At 72.8% G+C, this 19,041-nt stretch carries 17 protein-coding genes; 11 read left to right on the forward strand and 6 right to left on the reverse strand.

The window, feature by feature from the left end; genetic code table 11:
- Nucleotides 1-72: 72 nt before the first annotated feature.
- The 7 genes from QRX60_RS24830 (at nt 73) to QRX60_RS24860 (ending at nt 8,876) form a co-directional block, all read left to right on the forward strand.
- Nucleotides 73-2,304, forward strand: coding sequence for a bifunctional SulP family inorganic anion transporter/carbonic anhydrase (locus tag QRX60_RS24830; RefSeq protein ID WP_286003173.1), 2,232 nt, complete (start codon nt 73-75; stop codon nt 2,302-2,304).
- 272 nt (nt 2,305-2,576) lie between these two features.
- Nucleotides 2,577-4,751, forward strand: coding sequence for a bifunctional SulP family inorganic anion transporter/carbonic anhydrase (locus QRX60_RS24835; protein ID WP_286003174.1), 2,175 nt, complete (start codon nt 2,577-2,579; stop codon nt 4,749-4,751).
- A gap of 242 nt (nt 4,752-4,993) precedes the next feature.
- Entirely contained in the window at nt 4,994-5,719 is a 726-nt protein-coding gene (gene bioD / locus QRX60_RS24840) for a dethiobiotin synthase (protein WP_286003175.1), read from the forward strand.
- Between the two features lie 72 nt (nt 5,720-5,791).
- On the forward strand, nt 5,792-6,805 hold the full coding sequence (gene bioB, locus QRX60_RS24845) for a biotin synthase BioB (RefSeq protein ID WP_286003176.1): 1,014 nt from the start codon (nt 5,792-5,794) through the stop codon (nt 6,803-6,805).
- Nucleotides 6,792-6,998, forward strand: coding sequence for a biotin synthase auxiliary protein BsaP (bsaP, locus tag QRX60_RS24850; RefSeq protein ID WP_286003177.1), 207 nt, complete (start codon nt 6,792-6,794; stop codon nt 6,996-6,998). Before bioB ends, bsaP begins: the two co-directional genes overlap by 14 nt.
- A gap of 209 nt (nt 6,999-7,207) precedes the next feature.
- Nucleotides 7,208-7,804 carry a DUF2567 domain-containing protein gene (locus QRX60_RS24855; RefSeq protein WP_286003178.1) on the forward strand — a complete coding sequence of 199 codons (597 nt, stop codon included), beginning with the start codon at nt 7,208-7,210 and terminating at the stop codon, nt 7,802-7,804.
- Nucleotides 7,805-7,847: 43 nt separating this feature from the next.
- Nucleotides 7,848-8,876 carry a M48 family metallopeptidase gene (locus QRX60_RS24860; protein WP_286003179.1) on the forward strand — a complete coding sequence of 343 codons (1,029 nt, stop codon included), beginning with the start codon at nt 7,848-7,850 and terminating at the stop codon, nt 8,874-8,876.
- A gap of 1 nt (nt 8,877) precedes the next feature.
- On the opposite strand, the gene QRX60_RS24865 is transcribed toward QRX60_RS24860, so the two are convergent.
- On the reverse strand, nt 8,878-9,594 hold the full coding sequence (locus tag QRX60_RS24865; RefSeq protein WP_286003180.1) for an LON peptidase substrate-binding domain-containing protein: 717 nt from the start codon (nt 9,592-9,594) through the stop codon (nt 8,878-8,880).
- 40 nt (nt 9,595-9,634) lie between these two features.
- Nucleotides 9,635-10,267: an NUDIX hydrolase gene (locus QRX60_RS24870; RefSeq protein ID WP_286003181.1), complete on the reverse strand. Its 633-nt coding sequence runs from the start codon at nt 10,265-10,267 to the stop codon at nt 9,635-9,637.
- A gap of 111 nt (nt 10,268-10,378) precedes the next feature.
- Here QRX60_RS24870 and nadA point away from each other — a divergent pair, with 111 nt between their 5' ends.
- From nadA to QRX60_RS24890, 4 genes are all read left to right on the forward strand, one after another.
- Nucleotides 10,379-11,392 carry a quinolinate synthase NadA gene (nadA, locus tag QRX60_RS24875; RefSeq protein ID WP_286003182.1) on the forward strand — a complete coding sequence of 338 codons (1,014 nt, stop codon included), beginning with the start codon at nt 10,379-10,381 and terminating at the stop codon, nt 11,390-11,392.
- Nucleotides 11,389-13,038, forward strand: coding sequence for an L-aspartate oxidase (locus QRX60_RS24880; RefSeq protein WP_286003183.1), 1,650 nt, complete (start codon nt 11,389-11,391; stop codon nt 13,036-13,038). Before nadA ends, QRX60_RS24880 begins: the two co-directional genes overlap by 4 nt.
- Nucleotides 13,035-13,928 carry a carboxylating nicotinate-nucleotide diphosphorylase gene (gene nadC, locus QRX60_RS24885; RefSeq protein ID WP_286003184.1) on the forward strand — a complete coding sequence of 298 codons (894 nt, stop codon included), beginning with the start codon at nt 13,035-13,037 and terminating at the stop codon, nt 13,926-13,928. The genes QRX60_RS24880 and nadC overlap by 4 nt, the downstream gene beginning before the upstream one ends.
- A gap of 78 nt (nt 13,929-14,006) precedes the next feature.
- Complete coding sequence (locus QRX60_RS24890) at nt 14,007-15,182, forward strand: S8 family serine peptidase (protein WP_408630245.1); 1,176 nt, start codon at nt 14,007-14,009, stop codon at nt 15,180-15,182.
- A 312-nt stretch (nt 15,183-15,494) separates the two neighbouring features.
- Here the strand turns inward: QRX60_RS24890 and QRX60_RS24895 are convergent, their stop codons facing one another.
- The 4 genes from QRX60_RS24895 to QRX60_RS24910 form a co-directional block, all read right to left on the reverse strand.
- Complete coding sequence (locus tag QRX60_RS24895; protein ID WP_286003185.1) at nt 15,495-15,869, reverse strand: hypothetical protein; 375 nt, start codon at nt 15,867-15,869, stop codon at nt 15,495-15,497.
- The gene (locus tag QRX60_RS24900) at nt 15,866-17,206 is read right to left on the reverse strand and encodes an alpha/beta hydrolase (protein ID WP_286003186.1); all 1,341 of its coding nucleotides are present in this window, start codon (nt 17,204-17,206) and stop codon (nt 15,866-15,868) included. The genes QRX60_RS24895 and QRX60_RS24900 overlap by 4 nt, the downstream gene beginning before the upstream one ends.
- 74 nt (nt 17,207-17,280) lie before the next feature.
- Nucleotides 17,281-18,582, reverse strand: a complete 1,302-nt coding sequence (locus QRX60_RS24905) for a WXG100 family type VII secretion target (RefSeq protein ID WP_286003187.1) — start codon at nt 18,580-18,582, stop codon at nt 17,281-17,283.
- Nucleotides 18,579-18,965 (reverse strand): hypothetical protein, encoded by a 387-nt coding sequence (locus tag QRX60_RS24910; protein WP_284750598.1) that lies wholly within the window; start codon nt 18,963-18,965, stop codon nt 18,579-18,581. The genes QRX60_RS24905 and QRX60_RS24910 overlap by 4 nt, the downstream gene beginning before the upstream one ends.
- Between the last annotated feature and the right edge of the window lie 76 nt (nt 18,966-19,041).

Below are 19,041 nucleotides of genomic sequence, written 5' to 3' on the forward strand. Positions count from 1 at the left end.
GTCCGTACCGGGACAAACGCGAGAAATGCTTGCGTAGCGGACTTTTCGTCCGGTTTCGGCGATCCTGCGTCCATGATCGAGATCGTTCGCGGTGAACACGACACCGGACCCCCGAAGAACTTCCGCCCGTCCGAGAACCTCAAGCACGATGTCCTCGCCTCGATAGTCGTCTTCCTCGTCGCCGTCCCCCTGTCCCTCGGCGTGGCGTTCGCCGCCGGGGCGCCGCTGCTCTCCGGCCTGATCTCCGCCGTCGTCGGCGGGCTGGTCGCGAGCCTCTTCGGCGGATCGCCGCTGCAGGTCAGCGGCCCGTCCGCCGCTCTCACCGTGGTGCTGGCCGACACGATCGCCACCCACGGCTGGCCCGTCACCTGTGCGATCACCGTCGCCGCGGGCCTGCTCCAGATCCTCTTCGGCCTCACGCGCCTCGCCCGCGCCGCGCTCGCCGTGTCGCCGGCCATCGTGCACGGCCTGCTCGCCGGCATCGGCGTCACGCTCGTGCTCGGCCAGCTGCACGTCGTGCTCGGCGGCTCGGCGCAGGGCTCCGCGCTGGCCAACGTCCTCGCGTTGCCGCGGCAGATCGCCGCGCACCACGACCAGGCCGTGCTCGTCGGCGTCGTCACCCTCGCGGTGCTGCTGGCCTGGCCGCGGCTGCCGAAGGCCGTCCGCCGCGTGCCCGCGCCGCTGGCCGCCGTCGCGCTCGCCACCGGCCTGTCCGTCGCGACCGGCATGTCCCTGCCGCGCGTCGACCTCCCGGCCGGGCTGCCCACGCTGCACCTCGTCCCGCGGCTGCCCGACGGCGGCTGGGGCGGCTTCGCGGCCGCCGCGCTCACCATCGCGTTGATCGCCGGCCTGGAGAGCCTGCTGTCCGCGGTCTCGGTGGACAAGCTCCGCGGCGGCCCGCGCACCGACCTCGACCGCGAGCTCATCGGGCAGGGCGCGGCGAACGTCGCCGCCGGCGCGCTCGGCGGGTTCCCGGTCACCGGCGTCATCGTGCGCAGCATGACCAACTACGAAGCGGGGGCGCGCACCCGCGCGTCGGCGATCCTGCACTGCGTCTGGATCCTCGCCGCGTGCCTGCTGTTCACCGGCGTGCTGCGGCTGATCCCGCTGGCCGCGCTCGCCGCGTTGCTGGTCTACGTCGGCGCGAAGCTGGTGAACGTCAACGGGCTCAAGGAAGTCCGGCGCCACGGCGACCTGCCGGTGTACGCCGTCACGCTGGCCGGCGCGGTCGCCGTCAACCTGCTGACCGGCGTCGCGGCCGGAATACTGCTGGCGCTCGCGCTGATGCTGCGGCGGATGATCTTCTCCGGCATCCACGTCGAGAAGGACGGCGAACGCCACCGCGTCGTCATCGAAGGCGCGCTGACGTTCCTGTCCGTGCCGCGGCTGACCCGGGTGCTCGCCGAGGTGCCGCCGCACGCCGAAGTCCGGCTGGAGCTGCTCGTCGACTACCTCGACCACGCCGCGTTCGACTGCCTGCGCGGCTGGCAGCAGGCCCACGCCGGGCCCGTGACGGTCGACGAGATCGGGCACCCGTGGTTCGAACGCGGCAGCTCGGGCGCGCCGACCGTGCGCCGCAGCGTCGCCGCGCGGGTCGTGCCACGGTGGCTCGCGCCGTGGTCGGAGTGGCAGGCCGAGCACGTCGTGCTGCCCGCCCAGCGCACGGCCAGCTCCCTGCTGTGCCGCGGTGCTTCGGAGTTCCACCGCCGCACCGCGCCACTGCTGCGTGACACGTGGAGCGGGCTGGCGCACGGCCAGCAGCCGCACACGCTGTTCATCACCTGCGGCGACGCCCGGATCGTGCCGAACCTCATCACCACCAGCGGGCCGGGCGACCTGTTCACCGTGCGGAACATCGGCAACCTCGTGCCGCCGGCGGACGGCGACGACTCTTCGGTCGGCGCGGCGATCGAGTACGCGGTCGGCGTGCTCGGGGTCGCCGAGATCGTGGTGTGCGGGCATTCCGGGTGCGGGGCGATGAAGGCGCTGCTCGGCCAGGCGCCGGACGGCCTGGTCCAGCTCGGCAGCTGGCTGCGTCACGGCGAAGCGACCCTGCGGCGACGGAGCCGTGAGGCGCCGCTGCTGCTCGGCGGCGAACGGCCGGCGGCCGAGGCCGACCAGCTCGCGCTGCAGAACGTGGTGCAGCAGCTGGAAACCCTGCGCGGGTACCCGGTGGTCGCCGACGCGCTGGCCCGGGGCGGGCTCCGGCTGACCGGGATGTACTTCGACGTCGGCGCCGCGCAGGTGTCCCTGTTGGACGATGCGGCGCGCGGATTCGTCCCGGCGGGTGCGCTGGAGCACTGACGCCGAGAGCGCCCCAATGTGGCGTTGGTTGCGTCCGACGCACCCAATGTGGCGTTCGGTGCGTCTGACGCACCGAACGCCACATTGGGGCGCTGTGTCGGTGGGCGGAAAGCCTTGTGCCGTACGGGGTTTCACCTGTCACGCGACAGGTGGTTGATCTTGTGAACGGGACGTTAACGAGCTGTCCGATTTGTGACATCCGGGCTAAAAGTGGCGAGTTACTCACTCGAACGGGTGGTGCATAGCGGACATTTCACCTGATTTCCGGTTGCATGGTGATCATGAGACCCCTCGCCGTGCTCCGCCACGACCTGCCGGCCTCACTGGTCGTCTTCCTCGTCGCTGTCCCCCTGTCCCTCGGCATCGCGCTCGCTTCGGGCGCCCCGGTCGCCGCCGGGCTCGTCGCCGCCGTCGTCGGTGGCGTCGTCGCCGGTGCCCTCGGCGGCTCCGCGCTCCAGGTGAGCGGGCCCGCCGCCGGCCTGACCGTCGTCATGGCCGAAACCATCCAGACCTTCGGCTGGGCCGTCACCTGCGCGATCACCGTCGCCGCGGGTGCGCTGCAGATCCTGCTGGGGCTGAGCAGAATCGCCCGCGCCGCGCTCGCCATCTCGCCGGCCATCGTGCACGGCATGCTGGCCGGCATCGGCGTCACGATCGTGCTCGGCCAGCTGCACGTCATCCTCGGCGGCAAGGCCCAGAGCTCCGCGATCGAGAACATCGCCGAGCTGCCCGGCCAGATCGTCGCCCACCACGACTCGGCCACCCTGATCGGCCTGCTCACCATCGCGATCCTGCTGCTCTGGCCGAAGCTCCCGGCCGCCGTCCGGAAGGTGCCGGGGCCGCTGGCCGCGATCGCCACCGCGACGCTGGTCTCGGTGCTGGCCGGGATGACGCTGCCCCGCGTCGAACTGCCCGGTGACCTGCTCGACGTCCACCTCGTCCCGCAGCTGCCGGACGGCTGGGGCGGGTTCGCGCTCGCCGTCGTCACCATCGCCCTGATCGCCAGCGTGGAAAGCCTGCTCTCGGCGGTCGCGGTCGACCGCCTGCACACCGGGCCGCGCGCCAACCTGGACCGCGAGCTCGTCGGCCAGGGCGCGGCCAACATGGTTTCCGGTGCCCTGGGCGGGCTGCCGGTCACCGGCGTCATCGTCCGCAGCTCCACGAACGTCGCCGCCGGCGCGAAAACGCGGGCGTCGGCGGTGCTGCACGGCGTCTGGGTGCTGGTGTTCGTCGTCCTGCTCGCCGGGCTGATCCAGAACATCCCGCTGGCCGCGCTGGCCGGGCTGCTCGTCCACGTCGGCGCGAAACTGGTCAACCCCGAGCACCTGAGGACCGTGCTCACGCACGGCGACCTGCCCGTCTACCTGCTCACCCTCGGCGGCGTCGTCGTGTTCGACCTGCTCACCGGCGTCCTCGCCGGGATCGGGCTCTCGCTGGTGCTGATGCTGCGCCGCACGTTGTGGTCCGGCATCCACGTCGAAGCCGAAGGCGACAACTGGCGTGTGGTCGTCGAAGGCGTCCTGACGTTCCTCTCGGTGCCGCGCCTGTCGAAGGTGCTCGGCGCCATCCCGGCCGGGGTGCCGGTGCGGCTGGAGCTGGTCGTCGACTACCTCGACCACGCGGCGTTCGAAAGCCTCACCACGTGGCAGCAGGCGCACGAGCGCGCCGGCGGCACGGTGGACGTCGACGAGGTCGGCCACCCGTGGTTCGGCGAGGGCAAGGCGGGCCGCCCGACGCGGTCGCGGCTGGCCGCGAGCCGGGCGGTGCCGCGCTGGCTCGCTCCGTGGTCGGAATGGCAGGCCATGGAAGGCATCCCGGCCCAGCAGACCCGCCGCGGCGCGACCGAGTTCCACCGCCGCGCGGCCCCGCTGCTGCGCGACACGCTGTCCGGCCTCGCCGACGGCCAGCGCCCCCGCACCCTGTTCATCACCTGCGGCGACTCCCGGATCGTGCCGAACCTGATCACGACCAGCGGCCCGGGCGACCTGTTCACGATCCGCAACATCGGCAACCTCGTGCCGCCGGGGCAGGCCGACCCGTCGATGAACGCGTCGATCGAGTACGCGGTCGGCGTCCTGGGCATCGAGGAGATCGTGGTGTGCGGGCACTCGGGCTGCGGCGCGATGGCGGCCCTGGCCGACGGCCCGCCGCCGGGTCCCCTGGCGGTCTGGCTCCGGCACGCGGAGCCGAGCGCGCACCGCCTGGGCCCGGCCACCCTGGACGGAGCGGTCCCGGACCGCGACGGCGACCGCCTGGCGCTGCACAACGTGCTCCAGCAGCTGGAGCACCTGCGGGAGTACCCGTCGGTGGCGGCGGCCGAGGCGGCGGGGAAGGTGCAGCTGACCGGGATGTACTTCGCGGTGGGAACCGCGCAGGTGTACCTGTTCGACGCGGCGGAGCGGACGTTCCGCCCGGCCGGGGCGCCGGTGGTGGTGCCGGGCGCTTGAGGTTCGCTCGGGGCGGGCCGCGGATTGGGGTCGCGCTGCCGGCCCGGTCTGGCCTCGCTTGCTCGGCCCGCCCCCGCCCAGCGCCCCTCGGTGGGAGATTCGTCGTCCGGGGCCGTACCTGGGCCGGGCCCCACCGCCTCCCGCTGCAAACCCTCGCCGACCTGGGAGTCTTCGTCCGCCGACCCCGGTCATCCGGTGCCCGCGGTGCGCGGCCGTCCGTGGAGTCACTAAGTTGATGGCCCGTGACCATGCTGGTGATGACGGGGACCGGGACCGGGGTCGGCAAGACGATCACCACGGCGGCCATCGCCGCCCTGGCGGTGGCCGGCGGGCAGCGCGTCGCCGTCCTGAAACCCGCCCAGACCGGCGTCGGCCCCGATGAGCCCGGTGATCTGCAGGACGTTCTCCGGCTCGCCGGGGACCGCGTCACCACGCTCGAGCTGCGGCGGTATCCCGACCCCCTGTCGCCCGAGGCCGCCGCGCGCCGCAGTGGGCTTCCCGCGCTCGATCCCGGGGAGATCGCGCGGGCCGCGTCCGACCTCGACACCGCGCACGACCTCACCCTGATCGAAGGCGCCGGGGGCCTGCTCGTGCGCTTCGACAAGACCGGCTCCAGCCTCGCCGACGTCGCCTGGTCGCTCGGCTCGCTCGTGATCATCGTCGCCGAGGCGGGCCTCGGGACGCTCAACGCCACCGCGCTCACCGCCGAGGTCGCCACGAAACGCGGCCTCACCGTCGCCGGCGTGATCATCGGCTCGTGGCCGGCCGAACCGGACCTCGCGGCGCTGTCCAACCTCGAAGACCTGCCGGTCGCGGCCGGTGCGCCGCTGCTCGGCGTGCTGCCGGCCGGGCTCGGCGAGGTGTCCCGCGAGGAGTTCCTGTCCGCCGCGCGGGCCGGGCTCTCGCCGTGGTTCGGCGGCGAGTTCGACCCCGAGCTCTTCGCCGGCTGCGCTTCCGCCGGGAAGTGACCTGCGTCGCTGTCGCCCCCGGGCGCCTTCGTGCACGATGAGGGACGCTTCCACCACGACCAAGGAGACGCCGTGACCGCAGTCCCGGACACCGATGTCCTCGCCTACGCGCGCGAGCACGTCCTCGAGAACGGGGTCGGCCTGGGCGAAGCCGAAGTCCTCGAGGTGCTGCGGCTGCCCGACGACCGGCTGCCCGACCTGCTCGCCCTGGCGCACGACGTGCGGATGCGCTGGTGCGGGCCCGAGGTCGAGGTCGAGGGCATCATCAGCCTCAAGACCGGCGGCTGCCCCGAGGACTGCCACTTCTGCTCGCAGTCCGGTCGCTTCCCGACGCCGGTGCGCTCGGCCTGGCTCGACATCCCGAACCTCGTCAAGGCCGCCCGGCAGACCGCCGAGACCGGCGCGACGGAGTTCTGCATCGTCGCCGCCGTCCGCGGCCCGGACCAGCGGCTGCTCTCCCAGGTCCGCGAGGGTGTGAAGGCGATCCGCGAGGACGGCAACGACATCCAGATCGCCTGCTCGCTCGGCATGCTCACGCAGGAGCAGGTCGACGAGCTCGTCGAGATGGGCGTGCACCGCTACAACCACAACCTCGAGACGGCGCGCTCGCACTTCCCGGAGGTCGTCACCACCCACACGTGGGAAGAACGCTGGGACACGCTGCGGATGGTCGCCGAGGCGGGCATGGAGGTCTGCTGCGGCGGCATCATCGGCATGGGGGAGACGGTCGAGCAGCGCGCGGAGTTCGCGGTGCAGCTGGCCGAGCTGAGCCCGCACGAGGTGCCGATGAACTTCCTCATCCCGCAGCCGGGTACGCCGTACGAGCACTACGAGATCGTGGCGGGCAAGGACGCCCTGCGGACGGTCGCGGCGTTCCGGCTCGCGATGCCGCGCACGATGCTGCGCTTCGCCGGCGGCCGCGAGCTGACGCTGGGCGACCTCGGCGCGGAGCAGGGCATGCTCGGCGGCATCAACGCGATCATCGTCGGCAACTACCTGACCAACCTGGGCCGCCCGGCGAGCGCGGACCTGGAGATGCTCGACGAGCTCAAGATGCCCATCAAGGCCCTCAGTGACAGCCTCTGACGCACCCGCCTTCTGCGTCCACTGTGGACAGGAGTCGCCGGGTGGGGCGGACCACCCGGCGTGCCACAACCCGAGGACGGCGCTGGAGCCGCCGCGCTACTGCACGTTCTGCGCGCGGCGGCTCGTCGTCCAGGTGAGCCCGCTCGGCTGGACGGCGAAGTGCAGCCGCCACGGCGAGACGGCCGGCGGCTGAGATGCCGTGAATGACTCATTCATGTCGTCCGACGCCGTGAATGAGTCATTCACGGCGTGGGCGGAGCCGCCGGCGGTGACTGTCCGCGGCGACACGGCCAGCGGCTCACCGGCTCCACGCACCGACCGGTTACCCTCGGTCGCATCACGCTTGCCGGGGGCTCCGGATGCCAGGAGCCCCGATCGGCACAGTCGCAGGAGGGAGTCCGGGTGAGTGAGTCGTCGGGGCCCGCGCACCGGCCGTCGGCCGTCGCCGGCCCGTGGTCGGTGCCCGTGCTGTTCCGGGAGCGGCGGCCGCGAGTCGTCGTCAAGGCCGACCTGCTGCCCGCCGTGAGCGTGCTCGGCACCCTCAGCCTGCTGAGCTTCCCGCTCGCCTTCGCCTGGTCGCGGCTCGCGCCGCCGGAGCGCGTGCGCATCATCTCCGCCGACGGCACCCAGGGTGCCCTGGAGCTGGAGAGCTGGCACCGCTTCGACGACCTCGCCGTCTTCGGGCTGATGACGCTCGGGCTGGGGATCGTGGTCGGCGTCGTCGTCTGGCTGCTGCGCGAGCGCCGCGGGCCGGTCGTGTTCCTCGCCGCCGTCCTCGGTGTCGCCCTCGCGAGCGCGCTGGCCATGCTGCTCGGCGTCGGCTGGGCGAACAGCCACTACGCCATCGCGAGCCCACCGGCGCTCGGCTCGGTGATCGAACTGGCGCCGCGCCTGGAGTCGTGGTGGGTGCTGCTCACCGGCCCGCTCGGCGTGACGGCCGCCTACAGCCTGCTCGCCACCTGGAACGGCCGCGACGACCTCGGCCGCCGCCTCGGCTGAACCGCTCTCCCCTAAGCTGGCTCCCTCGACCACAGGGGGTTCAGTGACTGAAGACATCGAGGTTTCGCGGCACCACGCCGTCCGCTTTCCCGGCATCAGCCCGCGCGCTTACGAGCACCCGGTGGACCGGGGCGCGCTCGCCACATTGCGCGCCGTGCCCGGGTTCGCCCAGGTCGTCAAGACCATTTCGGGTTTCTACAACGAGCGCGGCGAGCGGCTGATGGCGCTCGCGTCGTCGATCCGCGTGGGGCCCAAGCAGTACCCCGAGCTCGATCGCCTGCGCCACGAGTGCGCCGAGACGCTCGACCTGCCGTCGGTGCCGAACGTGTTCGTCTACCAGGACCCCCGCATCCAGGCGGAGGCCGTCGGCATGGACGAGCCGTTCATCCGGGTCAGCACCGGGCTCGTCGACCTGATGAGCCACGAGTCGCTGCGGTTCGTGCTCGGGCACGAGATGGGGCACGTGCTGTCCGGGCATTCGGTGTACCGCACCATGATGGTGCGCCTGATCAGCCTGCAGCTGGCGATGTCGTGGACGCCGGTCAGCGCGCTCGGCATCCGGGCGATCATCGCGGCGCTGCGCGAGTGGTTCCGCAAGGCCGAGCTGTCGTGCGACCGCGCCGGGCTGCTCTGCGGCCAGGATCCGACGGCGGCGCTGCGCGCGCAGATCCAGGTCGCGGGCGGGATCGACCCGGCCCGGATCGACATCCCGTCGTTCCTGCAGCAGGCCGCCGAGTACGAGTCGGTCGAGGACATCCGCGACAGCTTCCTCAAGCTCAAATTCGTCGAGACGGAGTCACACCCGTTCGCGGTGGTCCGCGCGGCGCAGCTGCAGAAGTGGGCGGCGTCGGCGGAGTACCGGGGGATCCTGGCGGGCGACTACCCGCGCCGCGACGACGACACGCCGACGTCCGACTGGAAGGACGACCTGAAGTCGGCGGCCAAGTCGTACAAGGACTCGTGGAGCTCGTCGGCCGACCCGCTGACGAAGGTGTTCAGCGACGTCGGCGAGACGGTCTCCAGCACGGCGGGCAAGGTGTGGAGCAAGTTCGGCAACGGCTCCGGGGACTGACTCAGTTGAGGCTGGCGGGCTTGCCGAGGTCGGTGAGCTCGCCGGGCGGCAGCGGCACCGCGCCCAGCGTGTCGAGGAACCCCGCCTCCCGCGTCAGCAGCCGGCACGCGATGCGGAGCCGGCGCAGGGGGTGGCGTTCCTCCAGCAGCCGCTGGCGGTCCTCCAGCGGCAGCAGGCAGTCCGCGGCCAGCTGGTAGGCCAGCTCGGCCAGTTCGGTGTCCGCGTCGGGGGTGTGCCAGTCGTCGCTGCGCCACGCCGTTTCGCAGTAGCGCCGGTGCGCCGTGCGGGCGACCACCGCGAGGCGCTCGGCCATGTCCCCGGACGGCGCCACCGGGTCGTCGTCGACCCACTCCACGGAAGCGATCAGGTACGGCGCCGACACGCAGTCGAGGTCGGTCAGCCGGAAGCGGCGCTGGGCCTGCGTCACGACGTCGAACCGGCCGTCCGGCAGGCGCTTCGCCTCGCGCAGCACCGTGCTGCAGCCGATCTCGTACAGCTGGTCCAGACCACGGACCTCGCGGGTCAGGGACGACCGCAGGGCCACGACGCCGAACTCGCGTCCTGGCACCGTGCCGCTGACGAGGTCCGCCATCAGCTGCCGGTACCGCGGTTCGAAGATGTGCAGCGGCAGCTTGGTCCCCGGGAGCAGAACGGTCTGCAACGGGAACAACGGCAGCAAGGTCGTCGTCGCGTCGCTTTCCGATTCCGGCTCGGTCACGGGTCAACCGTAAGGGGAGAACGCGCTGGGCGCAGGATGGTCACCGGCTCGGCGGCTTGAACACCGCGAACGGGTCGGTGACCTGCATGCCCTTGCCGGCGAAGGAGAACAGCGCCGCCGGGCGCCCGCCCGCGCGGCCCGGCGCGGCCGTGTGACCAGTGGGAACCAGCAGGCCGCGCCGCGAGAGCACCCGCTGCAGGTTGGTCGCCGAGACGCGGTAGCCGAGCGCCGCGGAATACAGCCCGCGCAGCGCGGAAATCGTGAACTCGTCGGGCGCGAGCGCGAACCCGAGGTTGGTGTAGGAGAGCTTGGAGCGCAGCCGGTCACGGGCGCGCAGCACAATCGCCTCGTGGTCGAACGCCGTGCGCGGCAGCTTCGCGACGTCGTGCCACTCGGTGTCCTCGGGCACCTCGGGGTCGACGTCGGAGGGGACCAGCGCGAGGAACGCCGTCGCCACCACGCGCGGGCCGGGCACCCGGTGCGGGTCGCTGAACACCGCGAGCTGCTCGACGTGCTTGAGCTGCCGCACGTCGACCTTCTCCTTGAGCTGGCGCCGGATCGACGTCTCGACGTCCTCGTCGGGCCGCAGCCGCCCGCCCGGCAGCGACCAGCGGCCGAGGTGCGGGTCGAGTGCGCGGCGCCACAGCAGGACCCGCAGTGTGTCCGAGCGCACTTGGAGGACCGCTCCCAAAACCTCGTGGGCCAGGGGGGCCTGGGTGTTAAGATGACTTCGCACGGTTTTCGATTATAAGGCGAAAACCGGAGACAGGTCCAGGAGGGCCCGATGACCACCACGTTGGTTCCGGAAGGTCTCACCCCGTTCGGCGGGGTCGAGGCGAACGCGGCCTGGGCGGAGGAGGTGCGGCGCCTGGCGAAGCAGCGCGACGCGGTCCTGCTCGCGCACAACTACCAGGTCCCGGAGATCCAGGACATCGCCGACCACACCGGCGACTCGCTCGCGCTCAGCCGCATCGCGGCGAGCAGCGACGCGTCCACCATCGTCTTCTGCGGCGTGCACTTCATGGCCGAGACCGCGAAGATCCTCGCCCCGGAGAAGACCGTCCTGATCCCGGACGCGCGGGCCGGCTGCTCGCTGGCCGACTCCATCACCGGCGCCGAGCTGCGCGCCTGGAAGGCCGAGCACCCGGGCGCGGTGGTCGTCTCCTACGTCAACACCACGGCCGAGGTGAAGGCCGAGACCGACATCTGCTGCACGTCCTCGAACGCGGTCGACGTCGTCGCCTCCATCCCCGCCGACCAGGAGGTTCTCTTCCTGCCGGACCAGTTCCTCGGTGCGCACGTCAAGCGCGTGACCGGCCGGGAGAACATGCACATCTGGGCGGGGGAGTGCCACGTCCACGCCGGGATCAACGGCGCCGAGCTGGCCGAGCGCGCGGCCGAGAACCCGGACGCCGACCTGTTCATCCACCCCGAGTGCGGCTGCGCGACGTCGGCGCTCTACCTGGCCGGCGAGGGCGCCGTGGCGCCGGACCGGGTCAAGATCCTCTCGACCGGCGACATGGTCCACGAGGCCCGGGACACCCAGGCCAAGACCGTCCTGGTGGCCACCGAGATCGGCATGATCCACCAGCTCCGCAAGGCCGCGCCGGGCATCGACTTCCGCGCGGTGAACGACCGCGCGTCCTGCCGGTACATGAAGATGATCACGCCCGCCGCCCTGCTGCGCTGCCTGCGTGACGGTCTCGACGAGGTCCACGTCGACCTCGAAACCGCCGCCCGCGCGCGTGCCTCGGTGCAGCGGATGATCGAGATCGGGCAGCCTGGCGGCGGAGAATGACCACGCCGGTTAATGTCCCACGGGCGAAAACCCCGGTTTGGGAAGCTCGTGCGGACCTGGTCGTGATCGGCAGCGGCGTCGCGGGGCTGACCGCGGCACTGCGCGCGCAGGCCCTCGGGCTGCACGTCCTGGTGATCACCAAGGCGGCGGTCGAGGACGGCAACACGCGCTGGGCCCAGGGCGGCGTCGCCGTGGTCCTGGAAGACGAGCACGACCTCGACGATTCGGTCGCCAAGCACGCGGAGGACACCTTCACGGCGGGTGCCGGGCTGGTCGACGAGGCCGCCGCCCGCTCGATCCTCGACGGCGGCCCGGCCGCGGTCGCCCGCCTGCGGGCGGACGGCGCGAAGTTCGACGCCTCCGCGTCCGGGGACGGCCTGCTGGCCCGGGCCCGCGAGGGCGGGCACAGCGCGTTCCGGGTGATCCACGCGGGCGGCGACGCCACCGGCGCCGAGGTCGAACGCGCCCTGGTCGCGCAGGCCGGGCAGGCGCGGGTGCCGGTGCTCGAACACCACATCGCCGTCGACGCGCTGCGCACCCCGGGCGGCCGGGTCGCGGGTGTCACCGTGCTGGATCGCAACGGCGTGCCCGGGGTCGTCCGGGCGCCGGCCGTGCTGCTGGCCAGCGGCGGGATCGGGCAGCTCTACCAGGCGACGTCGAACCCGGAGATCGCCACCGGCGACGGGCTCGCGCTCGCGCTGCGGGCCGGGGCGACCGTGGCGGACATCGAGTTCGTCCAGTTCCACCCGACAGTGCTCTACACGCCGGGCGCGCGCGGCCGCTGCCCGCTGGTCACCGAGGCGGTGCGCGGCGAAGGGGCGACTCTGGTCGACGGCGCCGGCCAGTCCGTGATGCGCGGCGTGCACCCGCTCGGCGACCTCGCCCCGCGCGACGTCGTCTCGGCGGCGATCACCCGGCGGATGCTCACCGCGCCGGGCGGCGTCGACGACCACGTGTTCCTCGACGCCACCGGGATCGCCGGCTTCGCGCAGCGGTTCCCGACCGTGTTCGGGGCCTGCACGGTGCTGGGGTTGGACCCCGCGAAGGATCCGATCCCGGTGACGCCCGCGGCGCACTTCTCGTGCGGTGGCGTGGTGACCACTGTGGACGGACGCTCGTCGGTGCCCGGCCTGTACGCCGCCGGCGAGGTCGCCCGGACCGGTCTGCACGGCGCGAACCGGTTGGCGTCCAACAGCTTGCTCGAAGGGCTGGTCGTCGGGCAGCGTGTCGCGGAGGCCGTCGCGACGGACCTGGCCGCGGGTCTGTTGGCGGACCCTTCGCGAGGGCGGTTGGCTTCCTGGGCTGTCGCGCCGGCCGCGGACCGGGACGCGCTGCAGCGCGTGATGAGCCGGTACGCGGCGATCGGCCGGGACGCCGACGGGCTCGCCGCGGCGGGTTCGGTGCTCGACCTGTCGACACAGGACACTCCCTTGTGGACGCACGCGGCCGTCGAAGACGCGGCGCTCACCTTGGCGGCGCAGGCGTTGCTCGCCGCGGCCGTCCGGCGCACCGAGTCGCGCGGCTGCCACGTGCGGACCGACTTCCCGTCGCTCGACGACAGCTGGCGGCGCAGCCAGCTCATCCGGCTCAGCCCGTCCGGCCAGCCGGTGCTGGCCGACCCGATCCCCCTGGAGGGCGTGGCATGACTTTCCCGATCTCCGAACCGGTCCGGCGCCTGATCGCGGCTTCGGGCCTCGACGTCGACGACGTCACGCGGGTGGTTTCCACGGCGCTGGGCGAGGACCTGCGGTACGGGCCGGACGCGACGACCGCGTCGACGGTTCCGGCCGAGGCGACGGCCGTCGCGGAGCTGACTCCGCGGGTCGACGGCGTCATTGCCGGGCTGCCGGTCGCGCTGGCCGTGTTCGACATGGTGCTGGGCGACGGCTACGAAGTGCTGGCCGGGCGGGAGGACGGCGAGCGGCTGGTCGCGGGGGAGCCCGCGCTGGTGCTGCGCGGTCCCGTGCGCGGGCTGCTGACGGCCGAGCGCACGGCGCTGAACCTGCTGTGCCACCTCTCCGGCGTCGCGACCGCGACCGCCGCCTGGGTGTCCGAAGTGGACGGTACCGGGTGCGCGATCCGGGACTCCCGCAAGACGTTGCCGGGGCTGCGGCTGCTGCAGAAGTACGCCGTCCGGTGCGGCGGCGGGGTGAACCACCGGCTCGGGCTGGGTGACGCGGTGCTGATCAAGGACAACCACGTCGTCGCCGCGGGTTCGGTGACCGCGGCGCTGGCCGCGGCCCGGGCGCACGCGCCGGAACTGGCCTGCGAGGTGGAGGTCGACACGCTCGCGCAGCTCGAAGAAGCGCTGGCCGCGTCCGCCGACGAGGTGCTGCTGGACAACTTCACGCCGGAGCAGTGCCGGCAGGCGGTGGCGCGCCGCGACGAGGTTTCCCCGAAGACGCGGCTGGAATCCTCTGGTGGGCTCACCCTCGACCGTGGTAGGGCCTACGCCGAGTCCGGTGTGGACTATCTGTCGGTCGGCGGGCTGACCCACTCTTCACCGGCGTTGGATCTGGGCATGGACCTTCGCTGACGGGCCTTTCCCGGGTAAACTGGCGGTGGCGGAAGTTCTTTTCCGCCACCGTCTTTTCTTGTGCCTGGGGAGGTTCCCGTGCGGTTGCCGGCGGTGCTCGCGGTCGCGGGCGTCGTGACGCTGGGGTTGCCCGCGTCCGCCGTTGCCGCGCCCGCGGGGCAGTGCGCGAACCCGTCCGGCACCTACACCGGTGAAGTCCCGTGGGGGCAGCGGCTCGTCGACCCCGCGCGGCTCTGGCCGCTGACCCGGGGCGAGGGCCAGCTGGTCGCCGTCATCGGCACCGGCGTCGACGGGCAGAACACGCAGTTCGCGCCCGGGCAGCTCGAAGGCGGAGCCGGCACCGAACGGTCGGACTGCGACGGCCGCGGCACGATCGCGGCCGGGATCGTCGGCGCGCAACCGGACGCGTCGACGACGTTCGCCGGCGTCGCGCCCGGCGCGCACCTGCTGCCGATCCGGTACACGGAAGGCTCGGGCTCGTCGACGGCGGGCGACGGCGCCGGCGACCCGGGCGCACTGGCCGGCGCGATCGACAAGGCGGTGGACCGGCACGCGAGCGTGGTGCTGATCGCGGTGCCCGCGGCGTTCGACAGCCCGGCGTTGTCCGGCGCGGTCGCGCGGGCGCGTTCGGAAGGCGCGGTGGTGGTCTCGGCGGCGTCGGCGACCCAGCAGGGCGCGCGGTCCTACCCGACGGCGACGGCCGGAGTGCTGTCCGTCGGGTCGGTGAACCCCGCGGGCGAGCCGGTGCAGACGGAGGCGGGCGACTACGTCGGCGTCGCCGCGCCGGGAGCGGAGCTGGTCAGCACGTCGGCGGGAGCGGGCGGCGCGGTGGCGCACCGCTGGCCGGTGACCGACCCGGGACTGGCGGCGGCGTACGTCGCCGGCGTCGCGGCGCTGGTCCGGGCGTACCACCCGGACCTGACCGGCGACCAGGTCGTCACCCGGCTCGAGCTCACGGCGCACCGCCCGGGTTCGGGCGGCCACGACCCGCGGCTGGGGTGGGGAGTGCTGGACGCGTACGCGGCGGTGTCGTCGACGTTGCCGGCCGACGTCGCGCCGCCGGGCGCGGTTCCCGCTCCGGGCTCGGCACCGGCGGTGGTCCCGGCGGCGGCTCCCGCGCGCCCGGCGTCCGACGTCGCGGCGGGCACGATCGCCCTGGCGGGCGTGGCTCTCGCGGCCGCCGCCGGAGTGACGGTGGCGGCGGTCCGCCGGGCCCGGCGCCGGAACTGGCGCCCGTCCCGCTTCACGCCGTAACCGACCCTCCAGGTACGCGAGCCGACTGCCCAGGTACGCGAGATGCCCTTCAATCACGAGTGATGCCCGCTCAATCACGCGAGTTACGGGCCCAATCACGCGAGTCACGTCTCCGATCACGGGAGTTACGTGTGCCGGGACGGCGAACTCGCGTACCCGGAAGGTCGGTTCGCGTACCTGGAGGGTCGGTTCGCCGGAACTCGCGTGCGGGAAACCGGGACTCGCGTGATTGAAGGCGGAACTCGCGTGATCAGAGGGGGATCTCGCGTGATTGGAGGGGCATCACGCGTGATTGGGGGGGGGTCGACACGGTCAGGCGGGGACCGGGCGGGTTGAGCCGATGATCGCCACCGCGTGGCTCGCCCGGGCCACGTGGACCGTGAAGTCCGCGCCGTCGCGGCTGAACCTCGCGATCAGTTCGCGCGGGGTGCTGCGGTCGTGGGCCTGCCAGCCGCGCTGCTCCAGCGTCGGCAGGACCACTTCGGCCAGGCGGCGTTCCGGGTCTCCCGGGTGCTCGAGGCGGACGCCGTACTGCCAGCACCGGAGATTGCCGGGCCGGGTGGGGTCGCAGTCGAGCTCGCCGTTGACCGTCGGGTCCGCCGAGGGGCCGAACACCGCCGCCACGCTGTCGATCACGTCCGTCAGCTCGCCGGCCAGGCGGTCCAGCTCGGAAAGCTCCGAAGTCATCGCAGCACACCCCCGTCGTTGAGGAACTCGACGCCGTTCTCGAGGATGCCATGCGGGTCGAAACTCCCGTTGGGCGTGGTGGGCCCGGAAGTGATCACGCGGTAGATGTTCGTCCACGACTCCGAACCCGGCTTCAGCACGTCACTGTGCGAGGACAGGCCCCACAGCTGGTCGCCGGCAGCGTCCCGCCCGGTCTCCAGCTCCGTGACGCCGGGGAACGTGTCCGGGTCCGCGCCGTGCCCGATGCCGGTCCACTCCAGGCCCCACGCGTTGCCCTGGGCGATCTCGATCGGGTCGAGCGGCGCCGTCATCGAGAACCGCTGGACGCCCGCCTGGCTCGGCGGCAGGTCCGACGGCGACCACACGCCGTGGCCCATGCCCGCCGACTCGACGTGCAGGACGCGGTCGACGTCGAGCCCCTGCGTCTCGGCCAGCCCGACCGTCGCGCCGCCGTAGCTGTGCCCGATCGCCGTCAGCGTGACGTCGGAGCCCGCGTGGCTCGCGATCTCGCCGCGCAGGTCGTCGGTGAAGTGCTTGAGGTCGGGCGCCATCGTCTGCGCGTAGCTCGCGTCCGGGCCCTGCACCACCGGGTTCTGCGGGAACACGCCGTCGGCCCAGACGACCATCGCCGTGCGCCCGGTCGGGTCCGCGGCCACCAGGCTGCGCCCGAGGCCGGCGTAGGCGTCGAAGTTGGACATCTGCGTGTTGACGCCGGGGACGAACAGCCCGACGTTGCGCGTCCCCGGCTCGATGTGCCCGACCAGCTCGGCGATCCGGCCGTTGCCGGACGGGTCGAACTTCAGGATCTGCCGGTTGTTCGCGAGGATGTCCTCGTAGAGCTTGATCCTCGCCTGCGACCGCTTGATCTCGTCGGCGTCGGTGAGCCCCGCGAGCTTCGACCGCTCGGCGGTCAGCGCGTCGGCGACCTTCGCGCGGTTCTGTTCGATCGCCCGCGCCCACGCGCCCGTGTCGGCGGAACCGCCGATGCCGGCGGGGTTCCCGGCGGACGGCAGGGGATCTTCGGGCAGGAGCGCCCGGTACATCGCGGCGACCTGCGTGTCGGCCCGCCGGTACCCGGCCGCCGACTCGGTCAGTCCACTTTGGAGCTTCTTGGCGGACGAGACGCCGTCGCCGAGCTCGTGGCCCAGCTCCGTCATCGTCTTCTCGAACGTCTTGGCCGCGGCGGCGGACGCGCTGACGTGGCCGAACGCGGCGGCCGGGACCTTCTCGCCCGCGACCGCCGACTGGGCGGTGGAAAGCGCGTCCGCGCGGGTGCCGAACTCGGCCGCCACGATGTCGAGGCGGGCCGGGGCGACGCGATAGCCGGCAGCCGTCACGGCCCGCCTCCGTTTCGCAGCAGGGGTCGTGAGTGGTATTTCGGGTTAGAACCCGAAATACCACTCACGACGGGTCAGTACGCTTCCGGCTCTTCGCCGATCACCGGGGGAGCGACCGGGGCCGACTGACCCCAGACGTTCTCCGTCTCCACCAGCCACGCCGGGATCCGGCGCCCGGACCCCATGTCGCCGCCCCCGCCCATGCCCATCGGCATCATGGGCATCATCGGCATCGCGCCCTTGGCCGCCGCCGCGCCCGCGGCTCCGGCCGCGCCGCCGGCGAGCCCGCTCAGGGCGTTGCCCGCGCCGCCGTCGCCGGCCAGGCCCGAGTGCGCCGCCGGGCCGTCGGCGCCCCCGCCGATCCCGGCCCCGCCGGGGATACCGCCGGCACCGCCCAGGGAAGGCGCGTCACCCCCGCCGATCGGGATGCCGCCACCGGCACCGCCCTCGACGCCGGCACCGCCGCCGCCGAGCTTCGTGCCGGGCGCTTCTTCCTTGCCGTCCTTGGGGTCCTTGCCGGTGGCCCACGACGGCACCTTCGGCATGATCGACCCGAACCGGCCGAACGCGGCGGCCGAAGCCGCGGCGAGCCCGGCGGTGAACATGTCGCCGAACAGCGGGTTCGACGTCGGCACGGTGCCCGGGCCCTGGGGCATGTTCGTGGAGGGCAGCGGGTGCCCGTCGATCGGGGTGACGACGACGCCGGGATCGGTGACGCCGTTGCCGACGAGCCCGGGCGAACCCACGCTCCCGGCACCGCCGCCGGCCGGCGGGGTGGTGGGCGTCTGCACGGCGTTCGGCGACGCCGGGATCGACTCCTCGGCGGTGCTGTACTCGCCGGCCAGCTCGGTCATCACGGCGATCGCCCTGCCGTGCGCCGACCCGGCCGCGTCGGCCGCGGACTGCTGGGCCTCGACGTTCGCGATGGCCTGCTGGCGCTGCTGCGCCGCGGCCTGGATGACGGCGGGCGAGGAGTCCGGCGGCAGCAGCGGCGGGTTCACCGCGAGCGCGACGTCGGCGGGGGAGACGTCCGGCACCGAGACCGGCGGCGGCATCTCCTTCTTGGCCTTCACCAGCGCGTCGGCGGCGTCGTCGAGCATCACGTTCATCGCCTCGGCGGTCTGCGCCACCTTGGAGATGCCGTTCGCGAGGTCGACGATCATGTGCTGGTACTGGTCGGCGGCGCCGCCGGTCCACTGGTCCTTGAACTCGGTGAGCTCCGAGTTGAGGTTGTGGGCCTGCTCGTGCAGGTGCAGCGCGGCGGACTTCCACTTGTCGGCGGCGTGCCGCGCGCTGTTCGGGTCGCCGGCCTGAAGCATCGCGTACAGCTGCTGGTGGCTGTACGCGGCGAAGTTCGTGTGCGCGGTGTTCGTCATCCCTTGCGGCTCCCGTCCGAGTCGCCCAGGCCGAGCAGGCCGAGCACGGGGTCGAGCAGGCCGGTGACGGCGCCCGAGGTGTGGAGGTCCCCGGCGACCGCCTCGTCGGCGTTCTGGTAGCCGTCGGCGACCGTGGTGGTGACGTCCTGCGCGAACCCGATCGCGCTGCGGACCTGGTCGAGCAGGCCCTGCATCTCCGAGACGGCGGCGCGGTGGGCGTCGGCCAGCGACCCGGCCTCGCCGAACTCGCCGAACAACAGCGGCTCCTCGCCGAGGGTGAGCAGGAAGTCGTTCGGTTTGGCCATCGCGTGGATCTGGGTCTCCAGCTCCCGCACGAAGTCCTTCAGCGATTCCAGGTGGACGTAGTACGACTGGTCGTGCATCGGGTCCCGGCTCTCTCGTCGCACGTAAGGAGGGAAAGCCGGTCGGCCGGTGCGAGCGGGGGGTTTCCCGCACCGG

It is taken from the genome of Amycolatopsis mongoliensis (assembly GCF_030285665.1).
GTDB classification, from domain to species: Bacteria; Actinomycetota; Actinomycetes; order Mycobacteriales; family Pseudonocardiaceae; genus Amycolatopsis; species Amycolatopsis mongoliensis.